Here is a 25,624-nt window from a genome sequence, read left to right as displayed (position 1 = left end):
CGTTTACATCCGCGTGCCTGCCTCATGACCCACTCGTCCTCCCCCGCCATCGCCGCTGACGCCGGGCTCGATCCGATCGAGAACCTGATCGCGCGCATGACGCTGGAGGAAAAGGCGGGTCAGCTCACGGTCATGCCGGCGGCCCTTGCGCCGGCGCCGGCTACGGCGGCGAACCCCGAGGCTGTGCCCGGCTCGATCGAGGAACAGGCCCAGGCCGTCCGCGAAGGCCGCATCGGCGCCCTGTTCAACGGCGACAGCGCGACCTGGCACCGCGAGATGCAGCGCGTCGCCGTCGAGGAATCGCGGCTGAAGATTCCGCTGCTGTTCGGCGCCGATGTGATCCACGGCTTCCGCACCATCTTCCCCACGCCCCTGGCCGAGGCCGCCGCCTTCGACGCCGACCTGGCCGAGCGCACGGCGCGCGCGGCGGCGGTCGAGGCGACGGCCGCCGGCATCGCCTGGAACTTCGCCCCCATGGTCGACGTCTCGCGCGACGCGCGCTGGGGGCGCGGCGTGGAGGGGGCGGGCGAGGACGTGCTTCTGGGCTGCATCCTGGCCGAGGCGCGGGTGCGCGGCTTCCAGGGCGCCAAGGGCCTTTCCGACGCCCAGTCCATGCTGGCCACCCCCAAGCATCTGGCCGCCTACGGCGCGGCGGTGGCGGGCCTGGACTACAACTCCGTCGACGTGTCCGAGCGCACGCTGCGCGAGGTCTATTTCCCGCCCTTCCAGGCCGCGTTTAGGGCCGGCGCCCTGTCGACCATGGCGGCCTTCAACGACCTGGCCGGCGTGCCGTGCCACGCCAATCCCTGGCTGACCAAGACGGTGCTGCACGGCGAATGGGGCTTCGAAGGCTTCGTCGTTTCGGACTTCACCGGCGACATGGAGCTGATCGCCCACGGCTTCGCCGAGGATGCGCGCGACGCGGCGCGCCTGGCCTTCAACGGCGGCGTGGACATGAGCATGTCGTCCGGCTTCTACGCCGAGCACCTGCCTGATCTGGTGCGGTCGGGCGAGGTGGACGAGGCCGAGGTCGACGCCTCGGTGCGGCGGGTGCTCAAGCTGAAGCAGGCGCTGGGCCTGTTCGACGACCCGTTCAACCGCATGACGCCGGCGCTGGCCGAAACGACCGACGAGCCGGCGCACCGCGAGCTGGCGCGCGAGGCCGGGCGGCGCTCCATGGTGCTGCTGGAGAACCGGGGCGACCTGCTGCCCCTGCCCAAGTCCGGCAAGGCCATCGCCCTGATCGGCCCCTTTATCGACGGACCCGACCACCTGAACGGCCCCTGGGTCCTGTTCGGCCATCCGAAATACGCCGTCAGCATCGAGGACGGCCTGCGCGCGGCCCTGGCCGATCCGCAGGCGCTGAAGGTGGCCAAAGGCTGCGACGCCGAAAGCGCCATCGACGGCGGGATCGAGGCGGCGGTCCAGGCGGCCCAGGCGTCGGACGTCGTTGTTCTGGTCGTGGGCGAAGGCGAGCGCATGTCGGGCGAGGCCCAGTCGCGCCTCGACATCGGCCTGCCGGCGCCGCAGCGCGCCCTGGTCGAGGCGGTCGCCGCCGTCGGCAAGCCGATCGTCCTGATCCTGAAGTCCGGCCGCGCCCTGGTGCTGGACGGCGCGGCCCAGTCGGCCGAGGCCATCCTGTGCGCCTGGTTCCTGGGCGCCGAGACGGGCCACGCCGTGGCCGACATCCTGTTCGGCGATCATGCGCCGTCGGGCCGCCTGCCGGTCAGCTTCCCGCGCCACACGGGCCAGTCGCCCTTCTACTACGACCGCAAGGTCACCGGCCGCCCACCGCTCAGCCTGGAGCATGGCGAGGAGTTCAAGGCGCGCTATCGCGAGACGCTGAACATCGCCGCCTGGCCCTTCGGTCACGGCCTGACCTATGGCCGCATCGACTACGCCGATCTGGAGGTGGGCGACGGCGTCCTGGCCTGGGACGGCGCGCTGCAGGTGTCGGCCCAGGTGTCCAACACCGGTGCGCGCGCGGCCGACGAGGTCGTGCAGCTGTACATCCACGACCGCGCCGCCTCGGTGACGCGCCCGATCCGCCAGCTGAAGGCCTTCCAGCGCGTCGCGCTCCAGCCCGGCGAAAGCCGCCGCGTGACCTTCACCCTGACCCGCCGGGATCTGGAGTTCGTCGGCCGCGACCTGACGTGGATCGCCGAACCGGGCCGCTTCGCCGTCTGGATCGCCCCCTCGGCCGAGACGGGGCTGGAGGGCGGCTTCGAGCTGCGCGCCGGCTAGCGCCCCTCCGCGATCAGAGGGCGGCCCCGCGGCCCCCGGCCCGCTTCACGCTCTGCGCCGAAAAACAGGGTGTGAATGGTGTGAATGGTGTGAAATCCGGTCCGGCGCCGGCCCCGTCATCCTGCCCCGACCCCCGACCCAGGCGGGCAACCACGCCCGACGACACGCGGGCCGCGCGGCAAGTCCCTGAAAACACGTGACCGGCCGGACGATGCCGACGGAGCGATGCGCGCGCAGCGCACCGACAGGCGCCGCCCTCAGTCCAGCGCCACCCCCGGCGGCAGGCCCAGCGCCTCGCGCAGCTCCTCGGGCTCCAGCCGCGCCATCTCCTCGTCCAGCGTCTCCAGCGGCCGCAGCGTGCCGTCCTCGCGCCAGAAGACCTCGGCCCACGGATGCCCCGCCTCGCGCGCCCGCGCCCGATCCCGCGCGGCGGCCTCGGCGCCCAGATGATCCGCCCGCCAGTGATACAGCCACGGAATGTGAAAGGTCGGCGCCAGGCTCAGCCGCTCGTCCTGCGCCGCCTTCATCAGGCATTCCGCCAGTTCGCGCGTGTCCTCCAGCCGCCGGTCGAAGGCCTCGCGCTGGCGCCGTGCATATCGCGCCCAGCCCTCCACCGGCTCGACCGGCGGCTCCTCGCCCGTCCTCAGCCTGCGCCACCCCTCCGAGGCGCGCCGCCGCCACAGGTTCGCCAGCCCCACATCATACCGCAGCGCCAGCGACGCCCCCGTCTCGCCCCGCTCCCACGCCCGCCGGATCTCGTGCCAGGTCTCTTCAGAGCGGATCTTGGGCTGACGGCGATACTCCATGGAGGAGAGGCATAGCGCGCCGGCGCGTCAGGATCGGACGTGGGGTTAGGCCCGCCAACGTGATCCCGGTCATAGCTCATGGCGAACAGGCTGCGATTGATGCGCCCCGTCAGCCGCACCGTCATCGCGCCGAGAGTGCCGTCCGGGATCGACCGCCCCAGCGCATCCTTCTTGGCCTTGAGCTCGAATTCTTCGGCGCAGGCGCAAACGAAGTCCGACCGGCGAACTGTTCGGCAACACCGCAGCCGCTCCGCGCCGCAGGCCGGACAGAACATATGCGCCGCAACCCAGCCTTAGCTTAGTGCGCGAACATTCTGGGTCGGGCCTTTTAAAATCCGCTTGTTTCTCGGCGAAGCTGAGCGGGCTCCATTGAATGTCATCCTCGTTCACGTGGCGGGCTTGGCGGAAGCGGGTCATTCAGGGCCTACCGTCTAGCGAGACGGCAAAATGGTTATGTATCCTCTGCTCCGTGGCACCGACTAGGCCTTGCGGAAGCTTTAGAATGCGCGATGCTGGCCATACAGCCCTGCCGGTCTTCCAACGATTGCGCCCGTCAGTTGAACTACGACAATCGTTGGTTTCATATGTATGTCACCAATCAGATTCGGGGGGGTCATGGACGAGCTTGTTCTTCGGGATTTGGCTGACCGCTTTCTGCTGCCGTTTTTCTCAGGTGCGAAAATCGAGGAGAAAGCAAAGCCATCTGTGCGTCACCATCAGCTGGTGGCAATAACCGGTCCGTGCAGTATTGCATTCAAAGTTGAAGCATCGGACGATTATAGATTGGTAATATCGCGACCGCAGGCCTTTGTTAAGTCATCAAAGGACAGAATACCCGAGCGTACTGTAATAGAATCTTTTGTTGAGGCCCTTATAGAAATAAAAGATCACGTTGGCACGGAGTATATAGATGATCTTCTTGCCGGGTTTCAGCGAAGAGTCATCGCTCGGGCGTTGGTAGCGAATGCTCCAAAAGACAAAAAGGCGGCATGGCGAAGCACGATCCTTAACGCGATCGATCAGCTATCTGATTGGAGTTCTCGCCTTTATGAAGGGGCGCCGGTATCGGCAGCTCTTGGATTGCGGCATGTCAATATTGATCAGCCAGGGCGGCGTCCCGACATGCGTGCAGTTGCAAAGCATGACTTTGGCGCTGTGCTCAGCAATGGCCACGACACTATTCTAACATTCACATTGAATGAGGGGGAGCTTCTAGGTCACGAAGCGCTCGAGCTCAAGAAAGATCTCCCTTCTTACTGCCCGCTTCGACAAGCCCAAGTGGCCGAATGGACGACGAAGCATGAAAGAAGGATAGCCCTCTCCTTAAACAGGCTTGGCGAGATATTGATATATCATGACCACCAAATGGTTTTTGCAAGAAGATCAGGAAGGTGGAATTTTATGACGCACATACCGGTAGTGACGCAAATGAATCTGCCAAGAAAAACAGAAATCCGAAAAAAAATATACGAAACCTGCCTTGATGCATCTTTTGCTAGGACAGGAGCATGTATTGGTGTTGTCCAGATCGGAAAATCAGACGCTTGGAAAAAAATTGTATCGGCAGACGACCGTGTAGCGACAGGAAGGAGCGTTAAAGCAAGATCAGTCAAAGCCGCTATATCAGGGAGTAAGTTCCAAGATTTAGATCGCAGGATTCGACAAGAGCTTGTTGCGATCGACGGTGCCCTCATTCTTTCTCACAAGGGCGATATACTCGCTGTCGGTGCGATCCTTAAAATCGAAGGCGGCTCTACGGGCGGTGGCCGCCTAGCGGCTGCAAAAGCCCTAGCGGAGTTTGGCCTAGGTATCAAAGTGTCTCAGGATGGTGGCATCACCGGCTTCAAGCGCGCGGACGACGCTCCAGCGTTCAAGGTGATGTAGTCTCCCCTACCGCCCCTTCCTGAACCGCTCCGCCTTCTCGGCCGCCGCTTCCGCGCGCCACCGCTTCGGCGCGGACTTGTCGACCTCTTCGCCTGAGGCGGTGAGGGCCTCGTTGGCGAACTCCAGGTCGAGCAGCTTCATCTTCTTGATCTCGTCGCGCAGGCGGGCGGCCTGTTCGAACTCCAGGTTGGACGCGGCCTCGCGCATCTTGGCCTCCAGGTCCCTGAGGGTGGCCTGGAAGTTGGAGCCGACGAAGGGTTTGGCGGCCTCGGCGACGCCGGGGCGGGTCAGGCGGTCCAGCTCGCGGCTTTCGTAGGGGCTTTCCAGGATCTCCTTGATGTCGCGGCGCACGCTTTCGGGCGTAATGCCGTGTTCGGCGTTGTAGGCCTGCTGCTTCTCGCGCCGGCGCTCGGTCTCGCCCATGGCGCGCTCCATCGAGCCGGTCATGCGGTCGGCGTACAGGATGACGCGGCCGTCGACGTTGCGCGCAGCACGGCCGATAGTCTGGACCAGCGAGGTCTCGGAGCGCAGGAAGCCCTCCTTATCGGCGTCCAGAATGGCGACCAGGCCGCACTCGGGGATGTCCAGCCCCTCGCGCAGCAGGTTGATGCCGATCAGGCAGTCGAAGGTCCCCAGGCGCAGGTCGCGCAGGATCTCGATCCGCTCCAGCGTGTCGACGTCAGAGTGCATGTAGCGGACGCGCACCCCCTGTTCGTGCATGTATTCGGTCAGGTCCTCGGCCATCTTCTTGGTCAGGGTGGTGACCAGGGAGCGGTAGCCGCGCGCGGTCGTGGCCTTCACCTCGTCGATGACGTCGTCGACCTGGTTGCGGGTCTTGCCCGAGACGGGGCGCACCTCGACCGGCGGGTCGATGAGGCCGGTGGGGCGGATGACCTGTTCGACGAAGACGCCGCCGGTCTGTTCCATCTCCCACTTGCCGGGCGTGGCCGAGACGTGGACCGTCTGGGGCCGCATGGCGTTCCACTCGTCGAACTTGAGCGGGCGGTTGTCGATACAGCTGGGCAGGCGGAAGCCGTACTCCGCCAGCGTCGACTTGCGGCGGTAGTCGCCCCGGTACATGCCGCCGATCTGGCCCACGGTGACGTGGCTCTCGTCGACGAACAGCAGGGCGTTGTCGGGGATGTATTCGAAGAAGGTGGGCGGCGGCTCGCCGGGCGCGCGGCCGGTCAGCCAGCGGCTGTAGTTCTCGATGCCGGCGCACGAGCCCGTGGCCTCCATCATCTCCAGATCGAAGCGCGTGCGCTGCTCCAGGCGCTGGGCTTCCAGGAGCTTGCCGTTCTCGACCATCCAGTCGAGCGTCTCCTTCAGCTCGGCCTTGATGCCGGTCATGGCCTGGTTCAGCGTCGGGCGCGGCGTGACATAGTGGCTGGCGGCGTAGACGGTGACCTCGTCCAGATCGGCGGTCTTCTTGCCGGTCAGGGGGTCGAACTCCTGGATCGCCTCGATCTCGTCGCCGAACAGGCTGATGCGCCAGGCCCGGTCCTCCAGGTGGACGGGGAAGATCTCCAGCGTGTCGCCGCGCTTCCTGAACATGCCGCGCTCGAACGTCATGTCGTTGCGCTTGTACTGCAGCGCGATCAGGTCGGCCCGCAGCTTCGCCTCGTCGATCTGATCGCCCGCCTTCAGCGTGAACGTCATCGCCGTATAGGTCTCGACCGACCCGATGCCGTAGATGCAGCTGACCGAGGCCACGACGATAACGTCGTCCCGCTCCAGAATAGCCCGCGTCGCCGAGTGGCGCATCCGGTCGATCTGCTCGTTTATCGAGCTATCCTTTTCGATGTAAGTGTCAGTTCGGGGAACATATGCTTCAGGTTGATAATAGTCGTAATAGCTTACAAAGTATTCAACCGCATTGTCTGGAAAGAAACTCTTGAACTCCGAGTATAGTTGAGCCGCCAGCGTCTTGTTCGGCGCCAGGATCAGGGCGGGGCGCTGGGTCTGTTCGATCACCTTGGCCATGGTGAAGGTCTTGCCCGAGCCGGTGACGCCCAGCAGCACCTGGTCGCGCTCGCCCGCCTTGGCCTGTTCGACCAGTTCGGCGATGGCGGCGGGCTGGTCGCCCGCGGGGGTGTAGGTCGTCTGCAGGCGGAACTTCTGGCGCTTCTTGTCCAGGGCGCGCGAGGGGCGGTGCGGCACCCAGTCCGTCGGCGCGCCGGGCGCCTCCTCGGGCGTCAGCCGCGGACCGGTGACGGGCGCGAACATCGGCATGTGCGGCGTCTTGGGTGCGGCCTTGGCGCTGTTGCCATCGTCGTCGCGCAGAAAGGCGGCCGGAGCCTCGGCCACCTTGCCGGGCACGTGCACGGGCTTGGTCAGACGGGGCGCGGAGCCCTTCGGAGCGGAAGAACGGTTCATGAACACAATCTAGGACGAGCAAGGGCCTCTCGCCAGAGCGCGCGGAACGGGCGGCGGGTTGCGCGCGCCCAGATCGTCTCCGTCAAAAGGTCATGCGCACGCCGGCCAGGACCTGACGCGGGGCGCCGGGGCGAGCGCCGGCGGGGGAGAAGGCGACGTTGTAGACCTCGTCGGTCAGGTTGTTGACGCGGCCGAACAGCTCGACCCGATCGGTCAGCTCCAAGCGGGCGGAGGCGTCGATCAGGGTGCGGGCGTCGATGCGCTGATCCTCGGCGATGGCCCCCGAGCCGGCCTCCGCGCGCGCGGCCGAAACGCGGTTGGCCGAGACGTTGACGCCCCAGCGGCCGAAATCCACGCCGGCGTTCAGGGTCAGCTGGTGGCGCGGCAGGTAGGGCAACTCATCGCCCGACTGAACCGACCCCCAGGGGCCGTAGCTGGACTGGAAGCTGGTCCCGAACTCGCCGTCGCTAAGGGTGTAGACCAGCGACAGAGGCGCGCCGAACGACAGACCGAGCGACCGGCCCGCGTCCCAGCGGCCCGCGACCTCGATCCCGCGCACCTCGACCGCGCCGGCCGAGAACTGGTCGCCGATGGCGCAGCCCCCGCCGGTGGAAGCGGTGCAGGTCCCCAGCAAATTGTCGTAGTCGTTGAGGAAGGCGATGGCCTCGACCGACAGGGCGTCGCGCTCGAACCGCGCGCCGGCCTCGTAGTTCCAGGATGTCTCGGGATCGACGCTGGAGCCTGGCCCCGGATTGGCGAAGCCGCGGTGGGCGCCGGCGACCAGGCGCAGCTCGGGCGTTAGATCGAAGGTGACGCCGACGCCGGGAATCCAGACATCGACATTGCTTTCGACCACAGAGGCCGGGGCCGCGCGGCTGGGCGGGCTGGTCGGATAGTTGGTGCGCGTCAAATCGATGGTCTCATAGCGCAGGCCGGGCGTGACAGTCAGCGCGCCCACGCGGATGGTGTCGCGCACGAAGAAGGCCCAGGCCTCGGCCTCGCCCACGCGGTTTTCCTGGGCGCCGTCGACGCCGCGCGTGGTCAGGATCATGTCGCCGTCGGCCATGCGATAGACGTCGTCGCGCTGGAAGCGGTCCTCGCTGTCGCGGTGCCAGCGGGCCGACACCTCGAGGGTGTGGTCCAGCGCGCCGGTGTCGAAGCGGGCGGTCAGGACCGACTGCACGCCCTCGGCCAGATAGGCGCGGTTGTTGTTGCGCACGCGCAGGGCCTGGGCTGGGCTCACGAAGCCGGGCGCGCCCCGCAGGATCGCCATCTCAGGGGCGTAGGTCTGCGGATCGGCCAGGACCGCGCTGATGCCGACCCAGCCCGTGCCGGCGGCGTTGCGCACGTCGTTCAGCTTATACCAGGCGCGGCTGGTCTCGTTGCGATAGGCGGTGGTGGTCAGGCTGATGCGGTCGGTGAGCTCCAGACCGTAGGTCAGCTGGAAGGTCTCATGATCGACGTCCATGACGTCGACCTGGCTGCCGGCGTAGCGACGGAAGGGGTCGGCGCGGAAGTCCTCCAGCGTCAGGCCGAGATAGGTCTCGTCCGACCGTTCGCCGTTGTTCTGATACTTGAAGGTCAGGGCGTGGCGGCCCCCGACGTCGCGCAGGCCCAGCTTGATGACCGCGTCGTCGATCTCGAAGCCAGTTGGGCCGCCGTTGTCCAGTCGCTTGAAGCCGTCGTTGCTCTCGTGCAGCAGCTCGATCAGGCCCCCGACCTCCCAGCCACCGCCCACGCCGACCCAGCCGCCGGCCCAGGCATGGGCCTGAAGCGCGCGGTCGTCCCCGACCAGGATCGAGGCGCGGCCGGCGAAGTCGCCCGCCTCGCCTTCGGGAATGGGCGTGGAGAAAAAGCCGATCGCGCCCCCGGTGGTCAGCGGGCCGTATTTGATCGCGCCCGGGCCCTTCACCACCTCGACGCCGCTCATGCGCGCCATCCGTGGGAAATAGTAGGCGGCCGGGGCGGCGTAGGGGGCCGGGGCGATCAGCACGCCGTCCTCCATGACGGCGACGCGGCCGCTGCGGTCCGTGCCCGAGCCCCGGATGCCGATGTTCGGACGCAGGCCGAAGCCGTCCTCCTCCTGAAGCACCACGCCGGGAACCTGGCGCAGGACGCGGTTGACGTCGGCGTTGTCGAACACCCTCAGCTCGGTGGTGTCGATGAAGGCTGCGGATCCGCCGGCACGTCGCGCGGCTTCGCGCGAGCCCACTACGACGATGGATTCGACAACCTGCGGGCTGTCGGGATTGGTCATCACCACATCCGTGCTCGCCAGGGCGGCAGGGGCGGCCGAGCACAAGACGGCCGACAAGAGGGCGGCAGACGGGCGGAGAGACATCAGGAACCTTCGGTGAATGCGAATGCGAACGGCTATCAAACGCGCGGACGTCTAGGGCCGAAGCTCGGCTTTGTAACTGCGACACATTCGCTAGGCGCGCGTCGCAAGAATCCGGCTAGGGAATGACGATGAGCCGAACACGCGTCCTGAAATCCCTGCTGTGCTGCGGCGTCATCCTCGCCGCGGCAGGCTGCGGTCGGCTGATCCCAGATGCGCCGCGCGTGGGCCCCTACGGACCGCCGTCATCGGCGCCTTCGCCCTGGAGCGGAGCGGGGGTCGGGACTGGCGCGGCGTTCTCTATCGACGCCCCCATCGATGGCGGCACGCGCGGCGCCGTGGCGCGGGCGGCCATGCGACCCGAGGACTGCGCCTCGGTCCTGGGCGCCGCTCGGGTGACCTTCACCCCCGTGCCGGACCGCGCCAACACCGAGGTCTGCCGCATCGAGCGAGCCGGGACGCTGGGCGCGGACTATGGCGTGCGCTCGCGCATGGCGCCGGCTCAGCCGGTCATGACGTGCCGACTGGCGGTGGCGCTCAGCGTCTGGCGGCGTCAGTCGGTAGAGCCCGCAGCGATGGAGATTTTAGGCGCGCGCGTCGATCAGATCGACCACATGGGCGTCTACGCCTGCCGCAATGTGAACAGCGCCGCGACCGGCCGGCCCAGCGCCCACGCCCGCGCCGCCGCCATCGACATCGCCGGCGTTCGTCTGAGCGACGGGCGGCGCATCACCATCACCAACGACTGGCATGGAAACACGCCCGAGGCCCGCTTCCTGCTCCGCATCCGCGACGACGCCTGCGCCATCTTCGGCACGACCCTGTCGCCCGACTACAACCGCCTGCATGACGACCATCTGCACCTGGAGGCCGAGGACGGGCGGCTGTGCTCCTGACGCGGCCCGCGGCCCGAGCGGTCAAGTCGTCAGTTGGAAGCTGAGTCTGAGCGCGCCGTTTATCCCCTTGACCCCCATCCGCATGCAGAGCGACCTCAGGTGAGCGCGCACGGTGTGGACCGACATGTCGAGTTGGCGACCGATCTCCTTCGGGGCCTCGCCCGACGTGAGGTGGACCAGGACCGAGGTCTCCGATCGGGTCAGGCCAAAGACGGCGCGGAGCATTTCGATACGCTCTGCAGGGATCGGCTTTATGGGACATAGGGCGGCGAAGACCCGGTCCGGCGTTTCCGGCGCCACCAGCAATTTCAGGATGCACCAGTCGTCGTCGCCGGCCCTGAACAAAAGGCGGCCGTGAGACTGCACCCCGTCGGCGAGGCGCGCCATAAGGACGTCCAGGTCGGGACGGTTTCGATGACCTGGGCGCACAAACACGCCGCCCGCGCCCACCAGTCCGGCGTCGGTCAGTTCGCGCCCCTTGCCGTTGGCGCGCAGCACTCGCCCGTCGCGGTCCAGGACGAACCGCGCCACGCAGTCATGCTCAAACCAGGCCCAGGTTTCGAGACTGTCTGCCCCCTCGCAGACATCCGAAACGACCTCGGCGTTGGATCTGCGTCCAGCCGACCATATGCCGATAGGCTTCAAAAGGCGCCGCCGCCTCGCCTCGTCCGTGGCGGACTCCTTGAGCTCATAAACCGTCATGGCCCCAGCTCCTCACCGCTCAGCCCGAGCGGTTCTTTGAAGGTTTCGAGCGCGATCTGCCGACCGTCTGAAACCGTCGATCACCATTCCTCAATGTAAGAGCGAATTCAAGATGGCTTCCTGGAAAATGAAAGTTTTTGAACTTCCTTCTACGCGTTTATGACACGCGATATCTTATCAATAACTCGAGTACTATGATTGAATAGATAACCGGAGCCAAAATCGAGAGCTTGCGTTCTTGAAGTTTATATAAATATATTTCCATGATCCACAGTCATGATCTTGCTATCCACAAAGTTAACAAAGGTTAATCTGGTGAGATATCGATCGTAAGCACATCTTCGTAGCGCCCCGCCGCGGGCCCCCTCACCTCGCCCAGGGTGAAGATCATGGGCAGGGACAAACCGGACTTGTCGCGTGGCGGGTCGACTGGACGGGACCAGCGGGTGGCGAGATCGACGACCTGCCCGTCCACCTCCAGGCGGTAGGCCAGACTGGGGGCGCCCTCCAAGGGCTCGACGCGTTTCAGGACACCGCGGTGCTGGGATGAGATGATCAGGCTGGATGGCGCATTGGCTCTAAGCTGAACGAATATGCGGCGGGTTGCGCCGGTCGCCGCCTCGCCGAAATCCACGACCTCCACGCTGGAGCCCGACCCGAAAGCTCCGGCGGCGCCGGCCAGGCTCAGCTGCGCACGCGGCGTTGAGACAAGGGCCACGCGCAGGGGAACGGGCGCCAGCAGAGAACGGCCGGCCGCGTCTCTTACCAACAGCGTCAGCTCGACCTCGTACACGCCCGCCTCGGCGACCGCGTCGTTCAGCACCACCGCGTTCAGCTGAGCCCGCCCCGTCGATCCGCCGGCGACAGACAGGTGGAATACTCCTCGCTGAGTCGGCGCCTCAACCAGTCCCGATGACTCGCGGGCGCGGAACTCGACCTCGACCCCGGCCAGGGTCAGCTGTCCAACCTCAAGCCCTGCGGCGTCGGTGAGCGCGAGCCGAAGGTCGCAGACGGCGTCGGAGCGGTTCTGAAACAGCAGGTCCAACGCCGCCGGCGCGGCTCCATCCGGCGCGAACGGATTGTAAGCGATGCGCACAGGTTCCGGCGCCTGAGCCAGGACGAGGTCGCAAGCCGCCGCAGGTCCGCTCAGACCCCACGTGGAAAGAAGGGCGGCTGCGGCGGCGAGCCATCTGCAGCAACGGCGGTTTTCAGGGGCGCGGCGGGCTGGCCAGGATTTCGCCGACATCGACTATGCCTTCCGTGTTCTCGGGGATGACGAACTCACCGACGCGCTCGCCACGCACCATGATCCGATAGCGGCCGGGCGCGAGGCCGTCGGCGATGAAGCGCCCGTTGCGATTGGTGAAGAAGGGCTTGCCGGCCGTGTCAGCCTCAGCGCTCTGCGGGACGATGAGGCCACCGATCAAAGACAGGGGGCCCTGGCCTGTCATCAGGACGCCGCGCGCCGTCAGGGAGGCGTCGCTGCCGACCTCCACGCGATAGCCGTCGCCGAAGCCGGGAAAGGCGCTGATGACGCCGCTGCCAAGGTCGTAACCTGCAGGCAACGGATCGACCTGGATTTCGTATCGACGCACGCCATAGGCGCGGTCCACCCCGGCCAGAGCCGGCCCGAACCAGCCGCTGCGCGCGACCGCATAGCCGCTCGCGTCCGTAAGGCTGACCTGCGTTCGCTTCAGGGTCGGATGGCGGGTCGCGATCACGAACCCCTCGCGCGCGGTCCGACCCATGCCGAAGGCGCCGTCGGCGTAACCGACGAGGGTAGAGACCCGCCACAGCGATTCCAGCCGGCTGTTGTCGCCCGACTGGCTCGAGACCAGACGATTGGTCACCAGTTCGGCGTCGAACCGATTGTTGATGTAGCGCAGGTCCGCCGCGATCGCCTGGTTCATCCGATCCTGCGAGAAGCGCAGGTCGCCGCTGAGGTCGTTGAGACGACCGCTGGAGGACCGCGAGATGCCCGCCTCGCGCAGATCGTTGCGGCTGTCGTAGCGAGCCACGCCGCTCCATCGACCGCCGAACCGGGTCGTGAGGGTGAAGCCGAAGCGGGTGTCGACGCGGCCGTCGAAGTCCGTCGCGCGCTGCACCGCCAGATTGACGCCAAACCGCTGAAAGCTGCGTCCGACCGATAGACTCAGATCGTGCCGGTCCCGCTGCAAGCGTCCCTTTACGAAGGCGGCCCCCAGGGTGGCCGAATAGTCGCGAAAGCGGATCAGGGTCTGGGCGGCGACACGCCAGCGCTCCCGATTGAAGGCTGCGTCGTCGAAGGCGGTCTGGAAATGGCGGCTGGTCGCCTGAGCCGAGGCCACGAACCGCAGGTCGACGTCGCCCCGCAGCGCCACCTCGCGAAGGTAGTCGATCGATGCGACATAGCCCGTGCGGCCCGTATCGCCGTTCCGGCTGGCCGCGCCGCTGAACTGGACCAGCCCCAGGCGCGAGCCCCAGGTGGTCAAGGCGCCGATCTGGGCGCGGCCGCGCGCAAGCTGGGCTGAACCCCCGACCGTCAGACGATCGCTCAAGCCCTTGCGGAAGAAGCCCGACGCCGCCAGGGTCGAACCGTACTCGAGCTGCCCGCCCTCCTCGAGCACGCCGGCCGATACGCCGAAGTCCACGATGCCGGGATCCAGCAGCCCCGTGCCGCCGAACAGATCGAAGACGGCGATCTCTCGCTGACCCTGGTCGTCCTCGATCAGCAGGCGCACCGTGCTGGCGCCCTGGCCGAAGGCGAAGTCGCCCAGGGAATAGGGGCCGGCGTCCAGCCTCAGCCGTTCGACCACCACCCCGTTGACCTCGACGACCACCAGCGCAGGCCGGTCCAGGATGAACTGCCGGCGTCCGGCCGGACGCACATTCTGAAAGGGCCGGATCGTTGAATAGGCGCGCGCCGCCGATAGGCCGAGGAAGCGACGGGAGCCCTGAAAACTCTCGACGGGCGGCGCGAACTCTCCAGCGGTGAGGCGGATGGCGGACCGGAACAGATCCTTGGTCAGGCGGAACTCGCGACGCCGCCAACGCTCCTGTTCGTCGCCTTCATCATAGTCGTAGCCGCCGGTGAAGGTGACGCCGTCGAACCCGCCGACCTTGGCGAAGACATCGACGCCGCCCTGAAGGGGCGAAAACTCATCCTCGGTATGAGAGTATCGCTGAGCAAGGACGATGTTTGCGCCTGCGGCGAAGCGGGCCGGGGCGTCGTACGCCGAAGGATCGACCGTCTCGTTGCGCGCGAGGCTGACGTCGCGGCGCGCTCTGGCGCCCGGCGCCAGTTCGGCGACGAAGGTCAGGGCGAAGGGGTCGAAACTCAGTGAGAAGCCTTCGCTGCGAAGGTCGGCCATGTTGACGCGGGTCTGGCCGGCGATCCGCGTGTTGAGGCCGTCGCGCAGTTCGGGCGACAGACGCGGCCCCAGAAGGTCCATCAGTGCGGCTGCATCGATCAGGCCCTCGCCCTGAGTGTCGACGAGACCGCTGATGTCCCCCAGATAGGCCCCGTCCAGGGTCAGCGGTCCCTGAATGGGAGTCAGGACCGGGGTCGGCCGTGCTGGCGGCGCCTGATCCTGGGGTCCGTCGGTCGCCGCGCCGGGCGTGGGGGGAACATCCGGCGCGGCGCCGACGGCGACCGAAGCGGAGGACGCGCCTCGATCGATCGGACCGGTCGCAGCCCATTTGTGGACACGGCCGGCGAGAGGGTGGTCCCGGGCGGTGCGGATCACCTCCCCATGGACATCGGGCGGAGCGGCGTAGGCCGTCGAAGCCAGGCCGCCAAGGCAGGCGGCGCAGCCCAGGCGCCGCCAGGCCCGCCGGTACGGGCGCGGGGCGGCCCTTGAGGTCTTGCGGGCCATTTCGTCACAGCAGGGCGATCGACGCGGTGACCTGGCCGTCCAGCGCGCCGATCACGGCGGCCGGGATCCGGATGCGGCGCTTGGCGCCGCCAGGCATGACGCTGACCTCGCCGACGTCGACCGACTGGGCCGGCACCTCGCGCGCCCGTCCATCCGAGGTCGTCAAGGTGAACCGCGCCTCTCGAAGATGGGCGAAGCCTGGGCCCGTGTTGTGCGCCGTCAGCAGCAGATCGCCGTTGGGCGCGCGGTCCAGGCCGGTCACCTCCACCGAGGCGCGCGCGCTGGCCGGCGCCACGAAGACATAGGTGTTGATGGTGAAGGCGACCTTGATGTCCGCTCCCGCTTCTCCGTCGCCGGCAATCGTCTGCATGTCGATCGGCAACTGGCCGACGCGCACGAGATACATGCCGGACTGAGCGCCGGGGTCCCCGACATAGCGGATCTGAGCCACCTGGTCGCGATTGGCCGGAATCACCGACTGCACAGGAAAGACAGCGATGTCGTTCTCTTCCGGCGTCAGGCTGCGCGCCCCGGACTCGTCGACTTGCATGCGGTAGACTTCGATTTCGACGGTCGCCGGCGTCGCGCTGTTGTTGCGCACGGTCAGGCGGTAGCTGGACCCGGCGCCGGTCGGGGTCAGCTTCGCCACCATAGGCGACACCTCGAGCGCCTGGCTGAGCGTGGCTGAAACCACGACGACTGCGGCTGCCGCAAGCACGGCGATAGAACCTCTGAACCTCATGACTGCATCCTCCCCTGCAGAAACATCGAGAAAGGCGGGGCCGCCGCGAGGGCGGCCCCTCGTTCATTCCGCTAGGTCGGATTGAGCGCGAAGGTGAACACCTCCGTATAGGTTCCCGCCGGAGCCGAAGCCGCGCCGGGGCCCGACGGCGACGCCGCGCAGCCCGACGACCCCGGATTGGAGTTGTCGCCTTGGCTGCCGCCCACGCCGGGGCCGCCCGGAACGTTGTAGCAAAGGTTCAGGAACAGATCGGCGAAGATGCCGTCCGCCAGAGCCTGGCTGTAGCCGCCTGAGTTGGTCAGGATCGCAGGGCTGCCGGGCCAGGTGTCGACCGGAGCGAAGCCCAGGCTGGGAATGGCCGGGACCGAAAGATCCCAGTCATAGTTGATCAGCACGCCGCCGGCCGACTTGAAGTCGCCGTTCTGCGCGCTGGACGTCAGAGTGGCGCCCGTAGGCGAATTACACGACATCCGCAGGGTGGTGACCTTCTGACGCGCGCCGTTGGCCACCGCGACATTGCCGCCCGCGACATTGGCCAGGCCGATGCCGCAGAAGTTGGTCACGCTGGTCGAAACGGTCACATTGGTCTGGGCGGCAGACACGCCTGGGATGGCGAGCAGAGCAGCGGCGGCGGCGGCCGTCGCAAGAATATAGCTACGCATGAAAATGCCTCCAATATTTGATTTCCAGAAATATCCGGACCCGCCTGAACAGCTCCGGCTATCGGGCTGTTGACCCAACGGCGCCATTTACATGGCGCGCAGGGCCCGCAACATCGCCAAGGCGGTTAGCGATGTTGGACTAGTCAAAAGTGGTAGCTTGGCCGTATTTGCGCGTGTCCACGCGGCGCGGCGCCGGCGACATCGACCGTCGCGCGAGACCGCCTATTCCGGCCGCGTTTCCGGATCGCAGACGGCGCGGAAGCCGGCGGCTGAGAACTTGACCATATAGGCGCAGGCCCGTTCCAGATCGCCCGACCGGCACAGTCCGCCGGACAGTCGGTCCAGCCGGCCTGTCTCGCCCAGCGTCAGGGTCAAGGCGCCCGACAGGTTGTGCCAGGCCCAGTACAGGTCCGTCTCGCGCGCCTGGGGCAGCACGCGCTTGAGCAGTTCGATAAGCCGGCGGATGGCGGGGTCGAAATAGCGCGCCATGGTCTCGCCGCCGAAGGCCGGATTGGCGTTGGTCTGGGCCACCAGGGCGGAATAGTGCTTCCAGCCCGGCCCGCCCTTCAGCGACCACATGAACGGCGGCCGCAGGAAGGCCTCCAGCAGCCCCTCCAGCGTCATGGCGTCGCAATGGGTCTCGGCATACCGGTTGACGGCGTCCATCCGCTCGTCGTTCCAGACCTGGGCGCGGCGTACGAAAACGGCGTCGAACAGCTGGCGTTTGGCCCCGAAGTAATAGTGGATGAGCGCCGTATCCACCCCGGCCTCCCGCGCAACCTCGCGGATGGTGACGCCGTAGAAGCCGTGTTTGGAAAACAGGTCCTCGGCCGCATCGAGGATGGATTCGCGGGTGTCGCCGGCCTGGGCCGCCTGGGCCTTGGGCGGACGTCCGCGACGCGCCGGCTTGCCGCCCTCGAGATCGACGGCTGGGGCCTCAGCGGCGGAAGGAGCGGCGCGAACGGTCATCGGCTCAGGCTAGACCGTTTTCGCCGACCAGGCATCACCCTGTTCGCTGACGACGGCCGTTTGGATCATCGTCCGCCGGCGCGCCGCCAAGCGTCGCGCGCCGGCGCAAAACGCGTCGAGACGAGACCGCCGAGGGCCGTCGCGGGGCCGCTCATCCTCAGCCCGGCCTCCTGACCCTTGCTCCAGGCGAGTGTGGCGGCTTGAGCCGTGCCCGCTGCGAGATCGACGATCGTCATCTCGGCGGGAAGGGCCATGCCCCGGTCCAGCCGGACCTTCATCCCGCCCTCGGAGAGGTCCACGATGACGCAGCGCAGTTCCAGGCCCGGGGCCACGATGAGGCCGCGCAGGTTCACCGCCTTGCGCAGGCCCTGGCGACGATCTTGGCTTCGGTCGAAAAACGGCATGGAGACGATCTAACGCGCTCGACCCCGATCCGGCGCCAACGCGATCAGTGCTGGCTTTCCGGAAGCCGGACGACGAGGCCGTCGAGATCATCGGAAACGCGGATCTGGCACGACAGCCGGCTGTTGGGCTGAACGTTCTCTGCGAAGTCGAGCATCGACTCCTCCATCGCCGAAGCCCGGCCGGTCACGTCCTGAAACGCCTCGTCCACATAGACGTGGCACGTCGCGCAGGCGCAGGCGCCGCCGCAGTCTGCATCGATCCCCGGCACATTGTTCCGGATCGCGCCTTCCATGACGGACAGGCCGGTCTTGACCTCCACGACGTGCTCGCGGCCGTCGTGCTCGATGTAGGTGATCTTGGCCATCAGCCCTCAGGTAGCGCAGCGATAGGGCGAAACACCATGCTCAGGCCGCCGCCGTCTTCTTGCGGCTGGGAGAGACCATCAGCTTCTTGGTTTCCGCGATGGCCTTGGCCGGGTTCAGTCCCTTGGGGCAGACCTGGGCGCAGTTCATGATGGTGTGGCAGCGGTAGAGCTTGAACGGGTCTTCCAGGTCGTCCAGGCGCTTGTCCGTAGCCTCGTCGCGGCTGTCGGCGATCCAGCGGTAGGACTGCAGCAACGCGGCAGGCCCCAGGTATTCCGTCTGGTTCCACCAGTAGCTGGGGCACGAGGTCGAGCAGCAGGCGCACAGGATGCACTCGTACAGGCCGTCCAGCTTCTCGCGGTCGGCCGGCGACTGCAGACGCTCCTTCTCGGGCTCCACCTCGTCGTTGGTCTGGAGGTAGGGCTGGATGGAGTCGTACTGGGCGTAGAACAGGGTCAGGTCGGTCACCAGGTCCTTGACCACCGGCTGGTGCGGCAGGGGCGCGATCGAGATCGAATTCCCCGAGCACTCGTCCCAGCCCTTGGTGCAGGCCAGGGCGTTGCGGCCGTCGATCGTCATCGAGCACGAGCCGCAGATGCCTTCGCGGCACGACCGGCGGAAGGCCAGGGTCGGGTCGATCTCGTTCTTGATGTGGATCAGGGCGTCCAGCAGCATCGGGCCGTGGTCGTCCGTCGAGACCTCATAGGTGTCCCAGCGCGGATCCGCGTCGACCTCGGGGTCGTAGCGATAGACCTTGTAGGTCTTGACGTTCTGGGCGCCCGGCGGGGCCTTGTGGACCTTGCCGGCGGCGGGCTTGGAGCCTTTGGGAAGGGTCAGTTGGACCATGAGGATTTCTCTTTGGGAACTATCATGCGGCGCGGCCCGTCGGCTGGGAGCGGCGCGTGTTCTCGGCTGCGATGACCTGATTATAGAAGTCCTCGATCCGGGCCACAGCCTGGTCCGGATCGAACGGCGTCTGATCGTAGGTTTTTCTGGCAGGGCGCGACGTGTGGCTCAGGAAGAAGGCCTCCAGCGCCTGGGTCAACGGCTCCAGCTCTCCAGCCGGCGTCAGCACGGCGACGCCTTCCAGAATCTCGCGCGGTCCGTCGGCGTCTGAAGCGATGATGGGCGCGCCGGCCTCCATGGCTTCCAGCGCGGTCAGGCCGAACGGTTCGAACCTTGAAGGCATCACGAACAGATCCATGGCCTGATACCAGGCCGAAGGATTGGCCGTGAAACCCGCCAGCGTGATGCGGTCGTCGCCGGATGCGAGCGCCGCCAGCTGCGCCTTCAATGGGCCTTCGCCGACGATGACCAGCCGGGCGTTTTCGGGCGCCGAGGCCCGGAACGCCTCGACCAGAAGGTCCACGCCCTTGACCTCGTGCAGCCGGCCGACGAACCCGACCAGGATGTCATCGGGGCCAGCCCCGGCCGAGGCGCGGGCTTCGGCGATGCTGTACGGCGATGCGGGCGCCAGGTTCGGCGTCCAGTTGCGGATGGTGACGGACTGGCCGCGATGATCGGCCATGGCGGCCTTCTGCCAGTCCGCGATGCGGATCACGCCTTCCAGCCTGCCGCTTTCCTTGGCGCGATAGTGGCGATGCAGGGTGGTCACCGCCGGCGGCCGCGCCGGGGCGGCCGCTGTCGCGCGTGCAGCCCAGCCCAGGTGAGCGTGAATGATGTCGGCGCGGGCCGTGCGAGCCGCCCTCCACACGTTCAAGGCGTCGAACGGCTTTCGCGATACGGACACCGTAGCGCCCTTAGGCACGAACGCGTGCACGTCCGCGCCGCCGGCTTCGGGTCTGCGCGGGCGAAGCAGCAGGCTGATGCGATGGCCGGCGGTCATCTGCCGGGCGGCGAGATCCATGCAGTATCGCTCCGAGCCCCCGAAGTTGTCGGACAGCAGAACGTGAAGGATGCTCAGCCCGCGACCCACCGTCAGTACACTCGCGCCTTTGGCTCGATGTAATCAATGTCCTTGGACATGGTGTAGTTGTGCACCGGACGGTAGTCGATCTGCACGCTTTCGTCCGGGCGCTTCCAGGCCAGGGTGTGCTTCATCCAGTTGGCGTCGTCGCGGTCCGGATAGTCCTCGCGGGCGTGGGCGCCGCGCGACTCGGTGCGATTCAGCGCGCCTTCGATGGTCACCAGCGCCTGGTCGATCAGGTTGTCGTATTCCAGGGTCTCGATCAGGTCGGTGTTCCAGATCAGGCCGCGATCGGTGGTCTTGATGTCCGAGCCCTGCGCGTGGATGTCGCGCAGCTTGGCCACGCCTTCCTCCAGCGTCTTGCCGGTGCGGAACACCGCGGCGTCCGACTGCATGGCGCGCTGCATCTCCAAGCGCAGCTTGGCGGTGGGCGTGGAGCCGTCCGCGTTGCGGAAGCGGTCGAAACGCGCCAGGTGCGCCTCGGTGGTCGCGGCCGGGGCGCTGGGCACCGCCGAGGCCTTGTCCACCACCTCGCCGCAGCGCAGGCCGGCGGCGCGGCCGAACACCACCAGGTCGGTCAGGGAGTTGGAGCCCAGACGGTTGGCGCCGTGCACGGACACGCAAGCCGCCTCGCCCACGGCCATCAGGCCGGGCACCACGCTGTCGGGGTTGCCGTCGCGCAGCGTCAGCACCTCGCCGTGATAGTTCGTGGGAATGCCGCCCATGTTGTAGTGGACGGTCGGCAGGACCGGGATCGGCGCCTTGGTCACATCGACGCCGGCGAAAATCTTGGCCGATTCCGAGATGCCCGGAAGGCGCTGGTGCAGGATCTTGGGATCCAGATGGTCCAGGTGCAGGAAGATGTGGTCCTTGTTCGGCCCCACGCCGCGGCCCTCGCGGATCTCCAGCGTCATGGAGCGCGAGACCATGTCGCGCGGCGCCAGGTCCTTCACGGTCGGCGCGTAGCGCTCCATGAAGCGCTCGCCCTCGGAGTTGGTCAGATAACCGCCCTCGCCGCGCGCGCCCTCGGTGATCAGGCAGCCGGCGCCGTAGATGCCGGTCGGGTGGAACTGCACGAACTCCATGTCCTGCAGCGGCAGGCCGGCGCGCAGCACCATGGCGTTGCCGTCGCCGGTGCAGGTGTGGGCCGAGGTCGCCGAGAAATAGGCGCGGCCGTACCCGCCGGTCGCCAGCACCACCATCTTGGCCCGGAACTGGTGCATCTGGCCGGTGTCGAGCTGCAGGGCGGTGACGCCGGTGCAGGCGCCGTCCTGCATGATCAGATCAAGCGCGAAATATTCGACGAAGAACTTCACCTCGCGACGGACCGACTGGCCGTACAGGGTGTGCAGGATGGCGTGGCCGGTGCGGTCGGCGGCGGCGCAGGTGCGCTGCACCGGGCCCTCGCCGAAGTTGCGGGTCATGCCGCCGAAGGCGCGCTGATAGATTTTGCCCTCGTCCGTCCGGCTGAAGGGCACGCCCCAGTGCTCCAACTCGTAGACGGCCTTGGGGGCGTTCCTGACTAGGTATTCGATCGCGTCCTGGTCGCCCAGCCAGTCCGACCCCTTGACGGTGTCGTACATGTGCCACTGCCAGCTGTCCTCGCCCATGTTGCCGAGCGAGGCGGAGATGCCGCCCTGGGCCGCCACGGTGTGGCTACGTGTGGGGAAGACCTTGGTCACGCAGGCGACCTTCAGGCCTTGCTGGGCGGCGCCGAGCGCGGCCCGCAGGCCCGAGCCGCCGGCGCCGACGACGACGACGTCATACTCGTGGTCGATGAATTCGTAAGCAGCCATCAGGCGTTCAGACTCCGAGACCAGCCGGCAGCGGCGCCGAGCCCAGCGCCAGCCGCACGATGAGGAAGACGCCGGCAGCCGCCAGCGCGAGGAAGATCAGGTTGGACAAGAGGATCAGCAGCCCCTTGTTGCCCGGACGATGGATGTAGTCCTCGATGATGACCTTCCAGGCCAGGCTGGCGTAGGCGCAGAACACCAGCAGCGTCGCGGCGGCCAGGCCGGCGTTCAGCGGGCTGGCGATCCAGGCCAGCACGGCGTCATAGCCGGCGCCCGCCAGGGCCCAGGCGCTGAACGCCACCCACAGGCCCAGCGGCATCAGAAGGGCCAGCAGCACCTTCTCGGTCAGCCACTCGCCGGCGCCGTGGCGCTCGGAGACCTTGACCATGTTGCGGTAGCGCACCTGACGACTCACAGCGAAATCCTCCCCGAGGCGAACAGCCCGATCCAGAACAGGACCGCCAGGACCACCGGGCCCCACACGGCGATGTGAGCCAGCAGGTTTGCGCTCTCGACCGTCAGGCCCTCGCCCAAATCATTCAACAGATGGCGGCCGCCGTTCAGCAGGAAGGACAACAGCACCCACGTCAGGCCGAAGCCGATCAGCAGACCCAGCGGCGATCCGGCGAAGACCAGAAGATTCGAATAGGCCTCGGGACCAAAGGCCGCTGCGGCCAGCCAGGCTACGGCGAAGAGCGCGCCGAACGAGGCGGCACCGATCGTCGCGCGGAAGAGGATCGAGGCCGCCATGGTGATGTGCCAACGCCAGGTCTGCAGATGCGGCGACAGCGGCCGGATGCGTCCGTTGGGCTGCGTGACGAACCGACCGGTCTGGTCGTCCCGCGCATCGTTGCTCGACATGCGAATCGTTCTCAAAAGCGAGGAAAATCAAGCCTCGGGAGGGTGAGATCAGGGTTTAGTGACCGTCACCGCGCGGTGTCAACGCGGCGACGCCGCAATGCGGAACCGATCACGTTTTCGCGCATTCCGCGTCAAGCGACTAGCGCCGGGCGCGGGGTGTGCTTCACCTTGGACGGATGATTTCGCCCGCCTTGTTTGCTCCGTTCGTGGTAGCCCTGGTCCTGCCGGGGCATCCGGCGGACCTGCTCAGCCCGTTTCAGACCTATCAGCGACCGAGCCCCCCATTCCAGCCCCTGTCAGATTTCGGCCGCGAGCACGAAGCGGCGACCCAACAGGTCTTCCTGAGGGCGCGGCTGAGCGATGCGGTTCATATCGAGCGCTATTGCGGCGCCTATGAGACGTCGCCAACCCAGGCGCAGCTGGACTACGAGCGGGGAGTGGACGAGGCCGAGAGGGCCGCAGACGCTGCGGCCGGCGGGCCGGCGCCGTTGCGAGCGCCGCGCCCGGCGTGCTAGTCGCGCGGCCTCCGATCCCTTGCGCAACGGCGTGAGGCGATCCCCCGTGTTCAGGATCCAATCCACCCCATGACCGACGCCACACCCCCCGCCGACGCCCCCGTTCCTTCGGATCAGAATGGCGCCGCGACCGAAGGCCAGCCGCAAGGCCCCGGATTCCGCATTCTGGCTCAGTATGTGAAGGACATGTCCTTCGAGAATCCGCGTGCGCCCGACAGCCTGCGCATCGAAGCCAAGCCGCAGATCGACATGGGTGTCGAACTGGCCGCCCAGGGCCGTCCCGACGGTCTGTTCGAGGTCGAGGTCCGGCTTTCGGTGAAGGCGTCAACCGAGACCATGGCGGTGTTCCACGTCGAGTTGGTCTACGCCGGCCTGTTCGCACTGAACGGCGTGCAGGAGCAGGACATCGAGCCGATGCTGCTGATCGAGTGCCCGCGCTATCTGTTCCCGTTCGCCCGCGAGATCGTGGCCCGCGCCACCAGTGACGGCGGCTTCTATCCGCCCTTCATGCTGGACCCGATCGACTTCGCCGGCATCTACGTCCAGCGCCAGCAGCAGATCGCGCGCGGCCCCAACGAAACCGGCCAGGCCTGATTTAAAGGCTTCCGCCGGGGTGAAAGACCGGGCGTCGCGTGCTAGAGGCGCCGGCGTCCCGTCTCCTCCCCGCCCCTAGGACGCCGCCATGCCCGCAGCCCCCGACTTCCCGCCCGCTCCCGACCGGGTGGCGCCGCAGCGCGCCCTGATCTCCTTGTCCGACAAGGCGGGGCTGGATGAGGCGGCCCGCGCCCTTCACGACTTGGGCGTTGAACTGGTCTCGACCGGCGGCACGAAGGCGGCGATCGCGGCGCTGGGCCTGCCGGTCAAGGACGTGGCAGACCTGACGGGCTTTCCCGAAATGATGGACGGCCGCGTCAAGACGCTCCATCCCGTCGTTCACGGCGGCCTGCTGGGCGTGCGCAACGCGCCGGCCCACGCCGAGGCCATGACGACCCACGGCATCGGCCCGATCGATATCGTCTGGATCGACCTCTATCCGTTCGAAAAGACCGTCGAGGCCGGCGGCGGGTTCGAGGCCGCCATCGAGAACATCGACATCGGCGGTCCGGCCATGATCCGCTCTGGCTCCAAGAACCACGGCCATGTGGCGGTGGCGGTGGACCGCGAAAGCATCGGCCTGATTCTCCAAGCCCTCAAGGCCGACGGCGCCACGACCCTGGCCCTGCGCAAGCAGCTGGCCGCGCGCGCCTTCGCCCGCACCGCCGCCTATGACGCGGCCGTATCGGCCTGGTTCGCCGGTCAGCTGGAAGACGCCGCCCCGGCCCGCAAGTCCATCGCCGGTTCGCTGGCCCAGACGCTTCGCTACGGCGAAAACCCGCATCAGACCGGCGCCTTCTACCGCACCGGCGAACGCCGCCCGGGCGTGGCCTATGCGACCCAGATCCAGGGCAAGGAACTGGGCTACAACAACATCGCCGACGCCGACGCCGCCTATGAGCTGGTCGCCGAATTCAAGGCCCCGGCCTGCGTCATCGTCAAACACGCCAACCCCTGCGGCGTGGCGGTCGGCAAGGATCTGTCGGACGCCTACGCCCGTGCGCTGGAATGCGACGCCGTCTCCGCCTTCGGCGGCGTGATCGCGGTCAACCGCCCGCTGAACGGCGACGACGCCCGCGCCATCACCGGCATATTCACCGAGGTCGTCATCGCGCCGGGCGCCGACGAGGAAGCCAAGGCCGTCTTCGCCGCCAAGAAGAACCTGCGCCTGCTGATCACCGACGGCCTGCCTGATCCGCACGACGCGGGCGAGGTGTTCCGCTCGGTCGCTGGCGGCTTCCTGGTCCAGTCGCGCGACCGCAGCCTGATCAAGGCGTCGGACCTGAAGATCGTCACCCGGCGCCAGCCGACGCCGACCGAGATCCAGGACATGCTGTTCGCCTTCACCGTGGCCAAGCACGTCAAGTCCAACGCCATCGTCTACGCCAAGGACGGCCAGACCGCCGGGATCGGGGCCGGTCAGATGAACCGTCGCGACAGCGCCCGAATCGCCGCCATCCGCGCCAAGGAAGCCGGCGAGGCCAAGGGGCTGACCCAGTCGCTGGCGGAGGGCTCGGCCTGCGCGTCCGAAGCCTTCTTCCCCTTCGCCGACGGGCTGCTGGAAGCGGTGGCCGCCGGGGCCACGGCGGTGATCCAACCGGGCGGCTCGATGCGCGACGCAGAGGTCATCGCCGCCGCCGACGAGAAGGGGATCGCCATGGCCTTCACGGGCGTGCGGGTCTTCCGGCACTAAT

At 67.2% G+C, this 25,624-nt stretch carries 22 protein-coding genes and 1 pseudogene; 6 read left to right on the top strand and 17 right to left on the bottom strand.

Annotated features, from left to right (window positions below; translation table 11 throughout):
* The first annotated feature begins 24 nt into the window (after positions 1 to 24).
* Positions 25 to 2,244: a beta-glucosidase BglX gene (gene bglX, locus E4M01_RS04490; protein ID WP_209316073.1), complete on the top strand. Its 2,220-nt coding sequence runs from the start codon at positions 25 to 27 to the stop codon at positions 2,242 to 2,244.
* A 257-nt stretch (positions 2,245 to 2,501) separates the two neighbouring features.
* Here bglX and E4M01_RS04485 read toward each other — a convergent pair whose 3' ends face one another.
* Complete coding sequence (locus E4M01_RS04485) at positions 2,502 to 3,050, bottom strand: hypothetical protein (protein WP_245158176.1); 549 nt, start codon at positions 3,048 to 3,050, stop codon at positions 2,502 to 2,504.
* 71 nt (positions 3,051 to 3,121) lie between these two features.
* A pseudogene (locus E4M01_RS14665) lies at positions 3,122 to 3,328 on the bottom strand (DpnI domain-containing protein); the annotation flags it as partial.
* Between the two features lie 337 nt (positions 3,329 to 3,665).
* On the opposite strand from E4M01_RS14665, the gene E4M01_RS04475 reads away from it, so the two are divergent.
* Positions 3,666 to 4,934, top strand: coding sequence for a hypothetical protein (locus E4M01_RS04475; protein ID WP_135062036.1), 1,269 nt, complete (start codon positions 3,666 to 3,668; stop codon positions 4,932 to 4,934).
* Positions 4,935 to 4,940: 6 nt separating this feature from the next.
* On the opposite strand, the gene uvrB is transcribed toward E4M01_RS04475, so the two are convergent.
* Complete coding sequence (gene uvrB / locus E4M01_RS04470; protein ID WP_135062037.1) at positions 4,941 to 7,310, bottom strand: excinuclease ABC subunit UvrB; 2,370 nt, start codon at positions 7,308 to 7,310, stop codon at positions 4,941 to 4,943.
* An 82-nt stretch (positions 7,311 to 7,392) separates the two neighbouring features.
* Entirely contained in the window at positions 7,393 to 9,651 is a 2,259-nt protein-coding gene (locus E4M01_RS04465) for a TonB-dependent receptor domain-containing protein (protein ID WP_135062038.1), read from the bottom strand.
* Positions 9,652 to 9,779: 128 nt separating this feature from the next.
* Here E4M01_RS04465 and E4M01_RS04460 point away from each other — a divergent pair, with 128 nt between their 5' ends.
* Entirely contained in the window at positions 9,780 to 10,544 is a 765-nt protein-coding gene (locus E4M01_RS04460; RefSeq protein ID WP_135062039.1) for an extensin family protein, read from the top strand.
* Between the two features lie 21 nt (positions 10,545 to 10,565).
* Here E4M01_RS04460 and E4M01_RS04455 read toward each other — a convergent pair whose 3' ends face one another.
* The 13 genes from E4M01_RS04455 to sdhC form a co-directional block, all read right to left on the bottom strand.
* Positions 10,566 to 11,246, bottom strand: coding sequence for a helix-turn-helix transcriptional regulator (locus E4M01_RS04455; RefSeq protein WP_135062040.1), 681 nt, complete (start codon positions 11,244 to 11,246; stop codon positions 10,566 to 10,568).
* A 307-nt stretch (positions 11,247 to 11,553) separates the two neighbouring features.
* Complete coding sequence (locus E4M01_RS04450) at positions 11,554 to 12,342, bottom strand: hypothetical protein (protein ID WP_135062041.1); 789 nt, start codon at positions 12,340 to 12,342, stop codon at positions 11,554 to 11,556.
* A gap of 112 nt (positions 12,343 to 12,454) precedes the next feature.
* Complete coding sequence (locus tag E4M01_RS04445; protein WP_135062042.1) at positions 12,455 to 15,100, bottom strand: fimbria/pilus outer membrane usher protein; 2,646 nt, start codon at positions 15,098 to 15,100, stop codon at positions 12,455 to 12,457.
* A 4-nt stretch (positions 15,101 to 15,104) separates the two neighbouring features.
* Entirely contained in the window at positions 15,105 to 15,842 is a 738-nt protein-coding gene (locus E4M01_RS04440; protein ID WP_135062043.1) for a hypothetical protein, read from the bottom strand.
* 71 nt (positions 15,843 to 15,913) lie between these two features.
* The gene (locus E4M01_RS04435; protein ID WP_135062044.1) at positions 15,914 to 16,504 is read right to left on the bottom strand and encodes a hypothetical protein; all 591 of its coding nucleotides are present in this window, start codon (positions 16,502 to 16,504) and stop codon (positions 15,914 to 15,916) included.
* Positions 16,505 to 16,726: 222 nt separating this feature from the next.
* On the bottom strand, positions 16,727 to 17,473 hold the full coding sequence (locus tag E4M01_RS04430) for a TetR/AcrR family transcriptional regulator (RefSeq protein WP_135062045.1): 747 nt from the start codon (positions 17,471 to 17,473) through the stop codon (positions 16,727 to 16,729).
* A 65-nt stretch (positions 17,474 to 17,538) separates the two neighbouring features.
* Positions 17,539 to 17,877, bottom strand: a complete 339-nt coding sequence (locus tag E4M01_RS04425; protein ID WP_135062046.1) for a PilZ domain-containing protein — start codon at positions 17,875 to 17,877, stop codon at positions 17,539 to 17,541.
* Between the two features lie 44 nt (positions 17,878 to 17,921).
* Positions 17,922 to 18,242 (bottom strand): 2Fe-2S iron-sulfur cluster-binding protein, encoded by a 321-nt coding sequence (locus tag E4M01_RS04420; RefSeq protein WP_135062047.1) that lies wholly within the window; start codon positions 18,240 to 18,242, stop codon positions 17,922 to 17,924.
* Positions 18,243 to 18,282: 40 nt separating this feature from the next.
* Positions 18,283 to 19,086 (bottom strand): succinate dehydrogenase iron-sulfur subunit, encoded by an 804-nt coding sequence (locus E4M01_RS04415; RefSeq protein WP_135062048.1) that lies wholly within the window; start codon positions 19,084 to 19,086, stop codon positions 18,283 to 18,285.
* 22 nt (positions 19,087 to 19,108) lie between these two features.
* The gene (locus E4M01_RS04410; RefSeq protein WP_256359989.1) at positions 19,109 to 20,176 is read right to left on the bottom strand and encodes a glycosyltransferase; all 1,068 of its coding nucleotides are present in this window, start codon (positions 20,174 to 20,176) and stop codon (positions 19,109 to 19,111) included.
* Between the two features lie 2 nt (positions 20,177 to 20,178).
* Positions 20,179 to 21,963 carry a succinate dehydrogenase flavoprotein subunit gene (sdhA, locus tag E4M01_RS04405; RefSeq protein ID WP_135062050.1) on the bottom strand — a complete coding sequence of 595 codons (1,785 nt, stop codon included), beginning with the start codon at positions 21,961 to 21,963 and terminating at the stop codon, positions 20,179 to 20,181.
* A 7-nt stretch (positions 21,964 to 21,970) separates the two neighbouring features.
* Positions 21,971 to 22,375 (bottom strand): succinate dehydrogenase, hydrophobic membrane anchor protein, encoded by a 405-nt coding sequence (gene sdhD, locus E4M01_RS04400; protein WP_135062051.1) that lies wholly within the window; start codon positions 22,373 to 22,375, stop codon positions 21,971 to 21,973.
* Positions 22,372 to 22,821: a succinate dehydrogenase, cytochrome b556 subunit gene (sdhC, locus tag E4M01_RS04395; protein ID WP_135062052.1), complete on the bottom strand. Its 450-nt coding sequence runs from the start codon at positions 22,819 to 22,821 to the stop codon at positions 22,372 to 22,374. Before sdhC ends, sdhD begins: the two co-directional genes overlap by 4 nt.
* Positions 22,822 to 23,012: 191 nt before the next feature.
* Here sdhC and E4M01_RS04390 point away from each other — a divergent pair, with 191 nt between their 5' ends.
* The 3 genes from E4M01_RS04390 (at position 23,013) to purH (ending at position 25,623) form a co-directional block, all read left to right on the top strand.
* The gene (locus tag E4M01_RS04390; RefSeq protein WP_135280313.1) at positions 23,013 to 23,336 is read left to right on the top strand and encodes a hypothetical protein; all 324 of its coding nucleotides are present in this window, start codon (positions 23,013 to 23,015) and stop codon (positions 23,334 to 23,336) included.
* A 69-nt stretch (positions 23,337 to 23,405) separates the two neighbouring features.
* Positions 23,406 to 23,930: a protein-export chaperone SecB gene (gene secB / locus E4M01_RS04385; RefSeq protein ID WP_135062054.1), complete on the top strand. Its 525-nt coding sequence runs from the start codon at positions 23,406 to 23,408 to the stop codon at positions 23,928 to 23,930.
* A gap of 88 nt (positions 23,931 to 24,018) precedes the next feature.
* The gene (purH, locus tag E4M01_RS04380) at positions 24,019 to 25,623 is read left to right on the top strand and encodes a bifunctional phosphoribosylaminoimidazolecarboxamide formyltransferase/IMP cyclohydrolase (protein WP_135062055.1); all 1,605 of its coding nucleotides are present in this window, start codon (positions 24,019 to 24,021) and stop codon (positions 25,621 to 25,623) included.
* Position 25,624: the final 1 nt, after the last annotated feature.

It is taken from the genome of Brevundimonas sp. MF30-B (assembly GCF_004683885.1).
In the GTDB taxonomy this organism is placed as follows: domain Bacteria; phylum Pseudomonadota; class Alphaproteobacteria; order Caulobacterales; family Caulobacteraceae; genus Brevundimonas.
This window is presented reverse-complemented; position numbering and strand designations above follow the sequence as displayed.

What these genes read in the sequence shown, in the direction of transcription:
- E4M01_RS04440 (WP_135062043.1), bottom strand. Translation starts at nt 15,842, where the DNA reads ATGAGGTTCAGAGGTTCTATCGCCGTGCTTGCGGCAGCCGCAGTCGTC.
- sdhC (WP_135062052.1), bottom strand. Translation starts at nt 22,821, where the DNA reads ATGTCGAGCAACGATGCGCGGGACGACCAGACCGGTCGGTTCGTCACG.
- purH (WP_135062055.1), top strand. Translation starts at nt 24,019, where the DNA reads ATGCCCGCAGCCCCCGACTTCCCGCCCGCTCCCGACCGGGTGGCGCCG.
- sdhA (WP_135062050.1), bottom strand. Translation starts at nt 21,963, where the DNA reads ATGGCTGCTTACGAATTCATCGACCACGAGTATGACGTCGTCGTCGTC.
- E4M01_RS04455 (WP_135062040.1), bottom strand. Translation starts at nt 11,246, where the DNA reads ATGACGGTTTATGAGCTCAAGGAGTCCGCCACGGACGAGGCGAGGCGG.
- E4M01_RS04415 (WP_135062048.1), bottom strand. Translation starts at nt 19,086, where the DNA reads ATGGTCCAACTGACCCTTCCCAAAGGCTCCAAGCCCGCCGCCGGCAAG.
- E4M01_RS04435 (WP_135062044.1), bottom strand. Translation starts at nt 16,504, where the DNA reads ATGCGTAGCTATATTCTTGCGACGGCCGCCGCCGCCGCTGCTCTGCTC.
- E4M01_RS04420 (WP_135062047.1), bottom strand. Translation starts at nt 18,242, where the DNA reads ATGGCCAAGATCACCTACATCGAGCACGACGGCCGCGAGCACGTCGTG.
- E4M01_RS04430 (WP_135062045.1), bottom strand. Translation starts at nt 17,473, where the DNA reads ATGACCGTTCGCGCCGCTCCTTCCGCCGCTGAGGCCCCAGCCGTCGAT.
- E4M01_RS04485 (WP_245158176.1), bottom strand. Translation starts at nt 3,050, where the DNA reads ATGGAGTATCGCCGTCAGCCCAAGATCCGCTCTGAAGAGACCTGGCAC.
- E4M01_RS04445 (WP_135062042.1), bottom strand. Translation starts at nt 15,100, where the DNA reads ATGGCCCGCAAGACCTCAAGGGCCGCCCCGCGCCCGTACCGGCGGGCC.
- E4M01_RS04460 (WP_135062039.1), top strand. Translation starts at nt 9,780, where the DNA reads ATGAGCCGAACACGCGTCCTGAAATCCCTGCTGTGCTGCGGCGTCATC.
- bglX (WP_209316073.1), top strand. Translation starts at nt 25, where the DNA reads ATGACCCACTCGTCCTCCCCCGCCATCGCCGCTGACGCCGGGCTCGAT.
- secB (WP_135062054.1), top strand. Translation starts at nt 23,406, where the DNA reads ATGACCGACGCCACACCCCCCGCCGACGCCCCCGTTCCTTCGGATCAG.
- E4M01_RS04475 (WP_135062036.1), top strand. Translation starts at nt 3,666, where the DNA reads ATGGACGAGCTTGTTCTTCGGGATTTGGCTGACCGCTTTCTGCTGCCG.
- E4M01_RS04465 (WP_135062038.1), bottom strand. Translation starts at nt 9,651, where the DNA reads ATGTCTCTCCGCCCGTCTGCCGCCCTCTTGTCGGCCGTCTTGTGCTCG.
- E4M01_RS04425 (WP_135062046.1), bottom strand. Translation starts at nt 17,877, where the DNA reads ATGCCGTTTTTCGACCGAAGCCAAGATCGTCGCCAGGGCCTGCGCAAG.
- uvrB (WP_135062037.1), bottom strand. Translation starts at nt 7,310, where the DNA reads ATGAACCGTTCTTCCGCTCCGAAGGGCTCCGCGCCCCGTCTGACCAAG.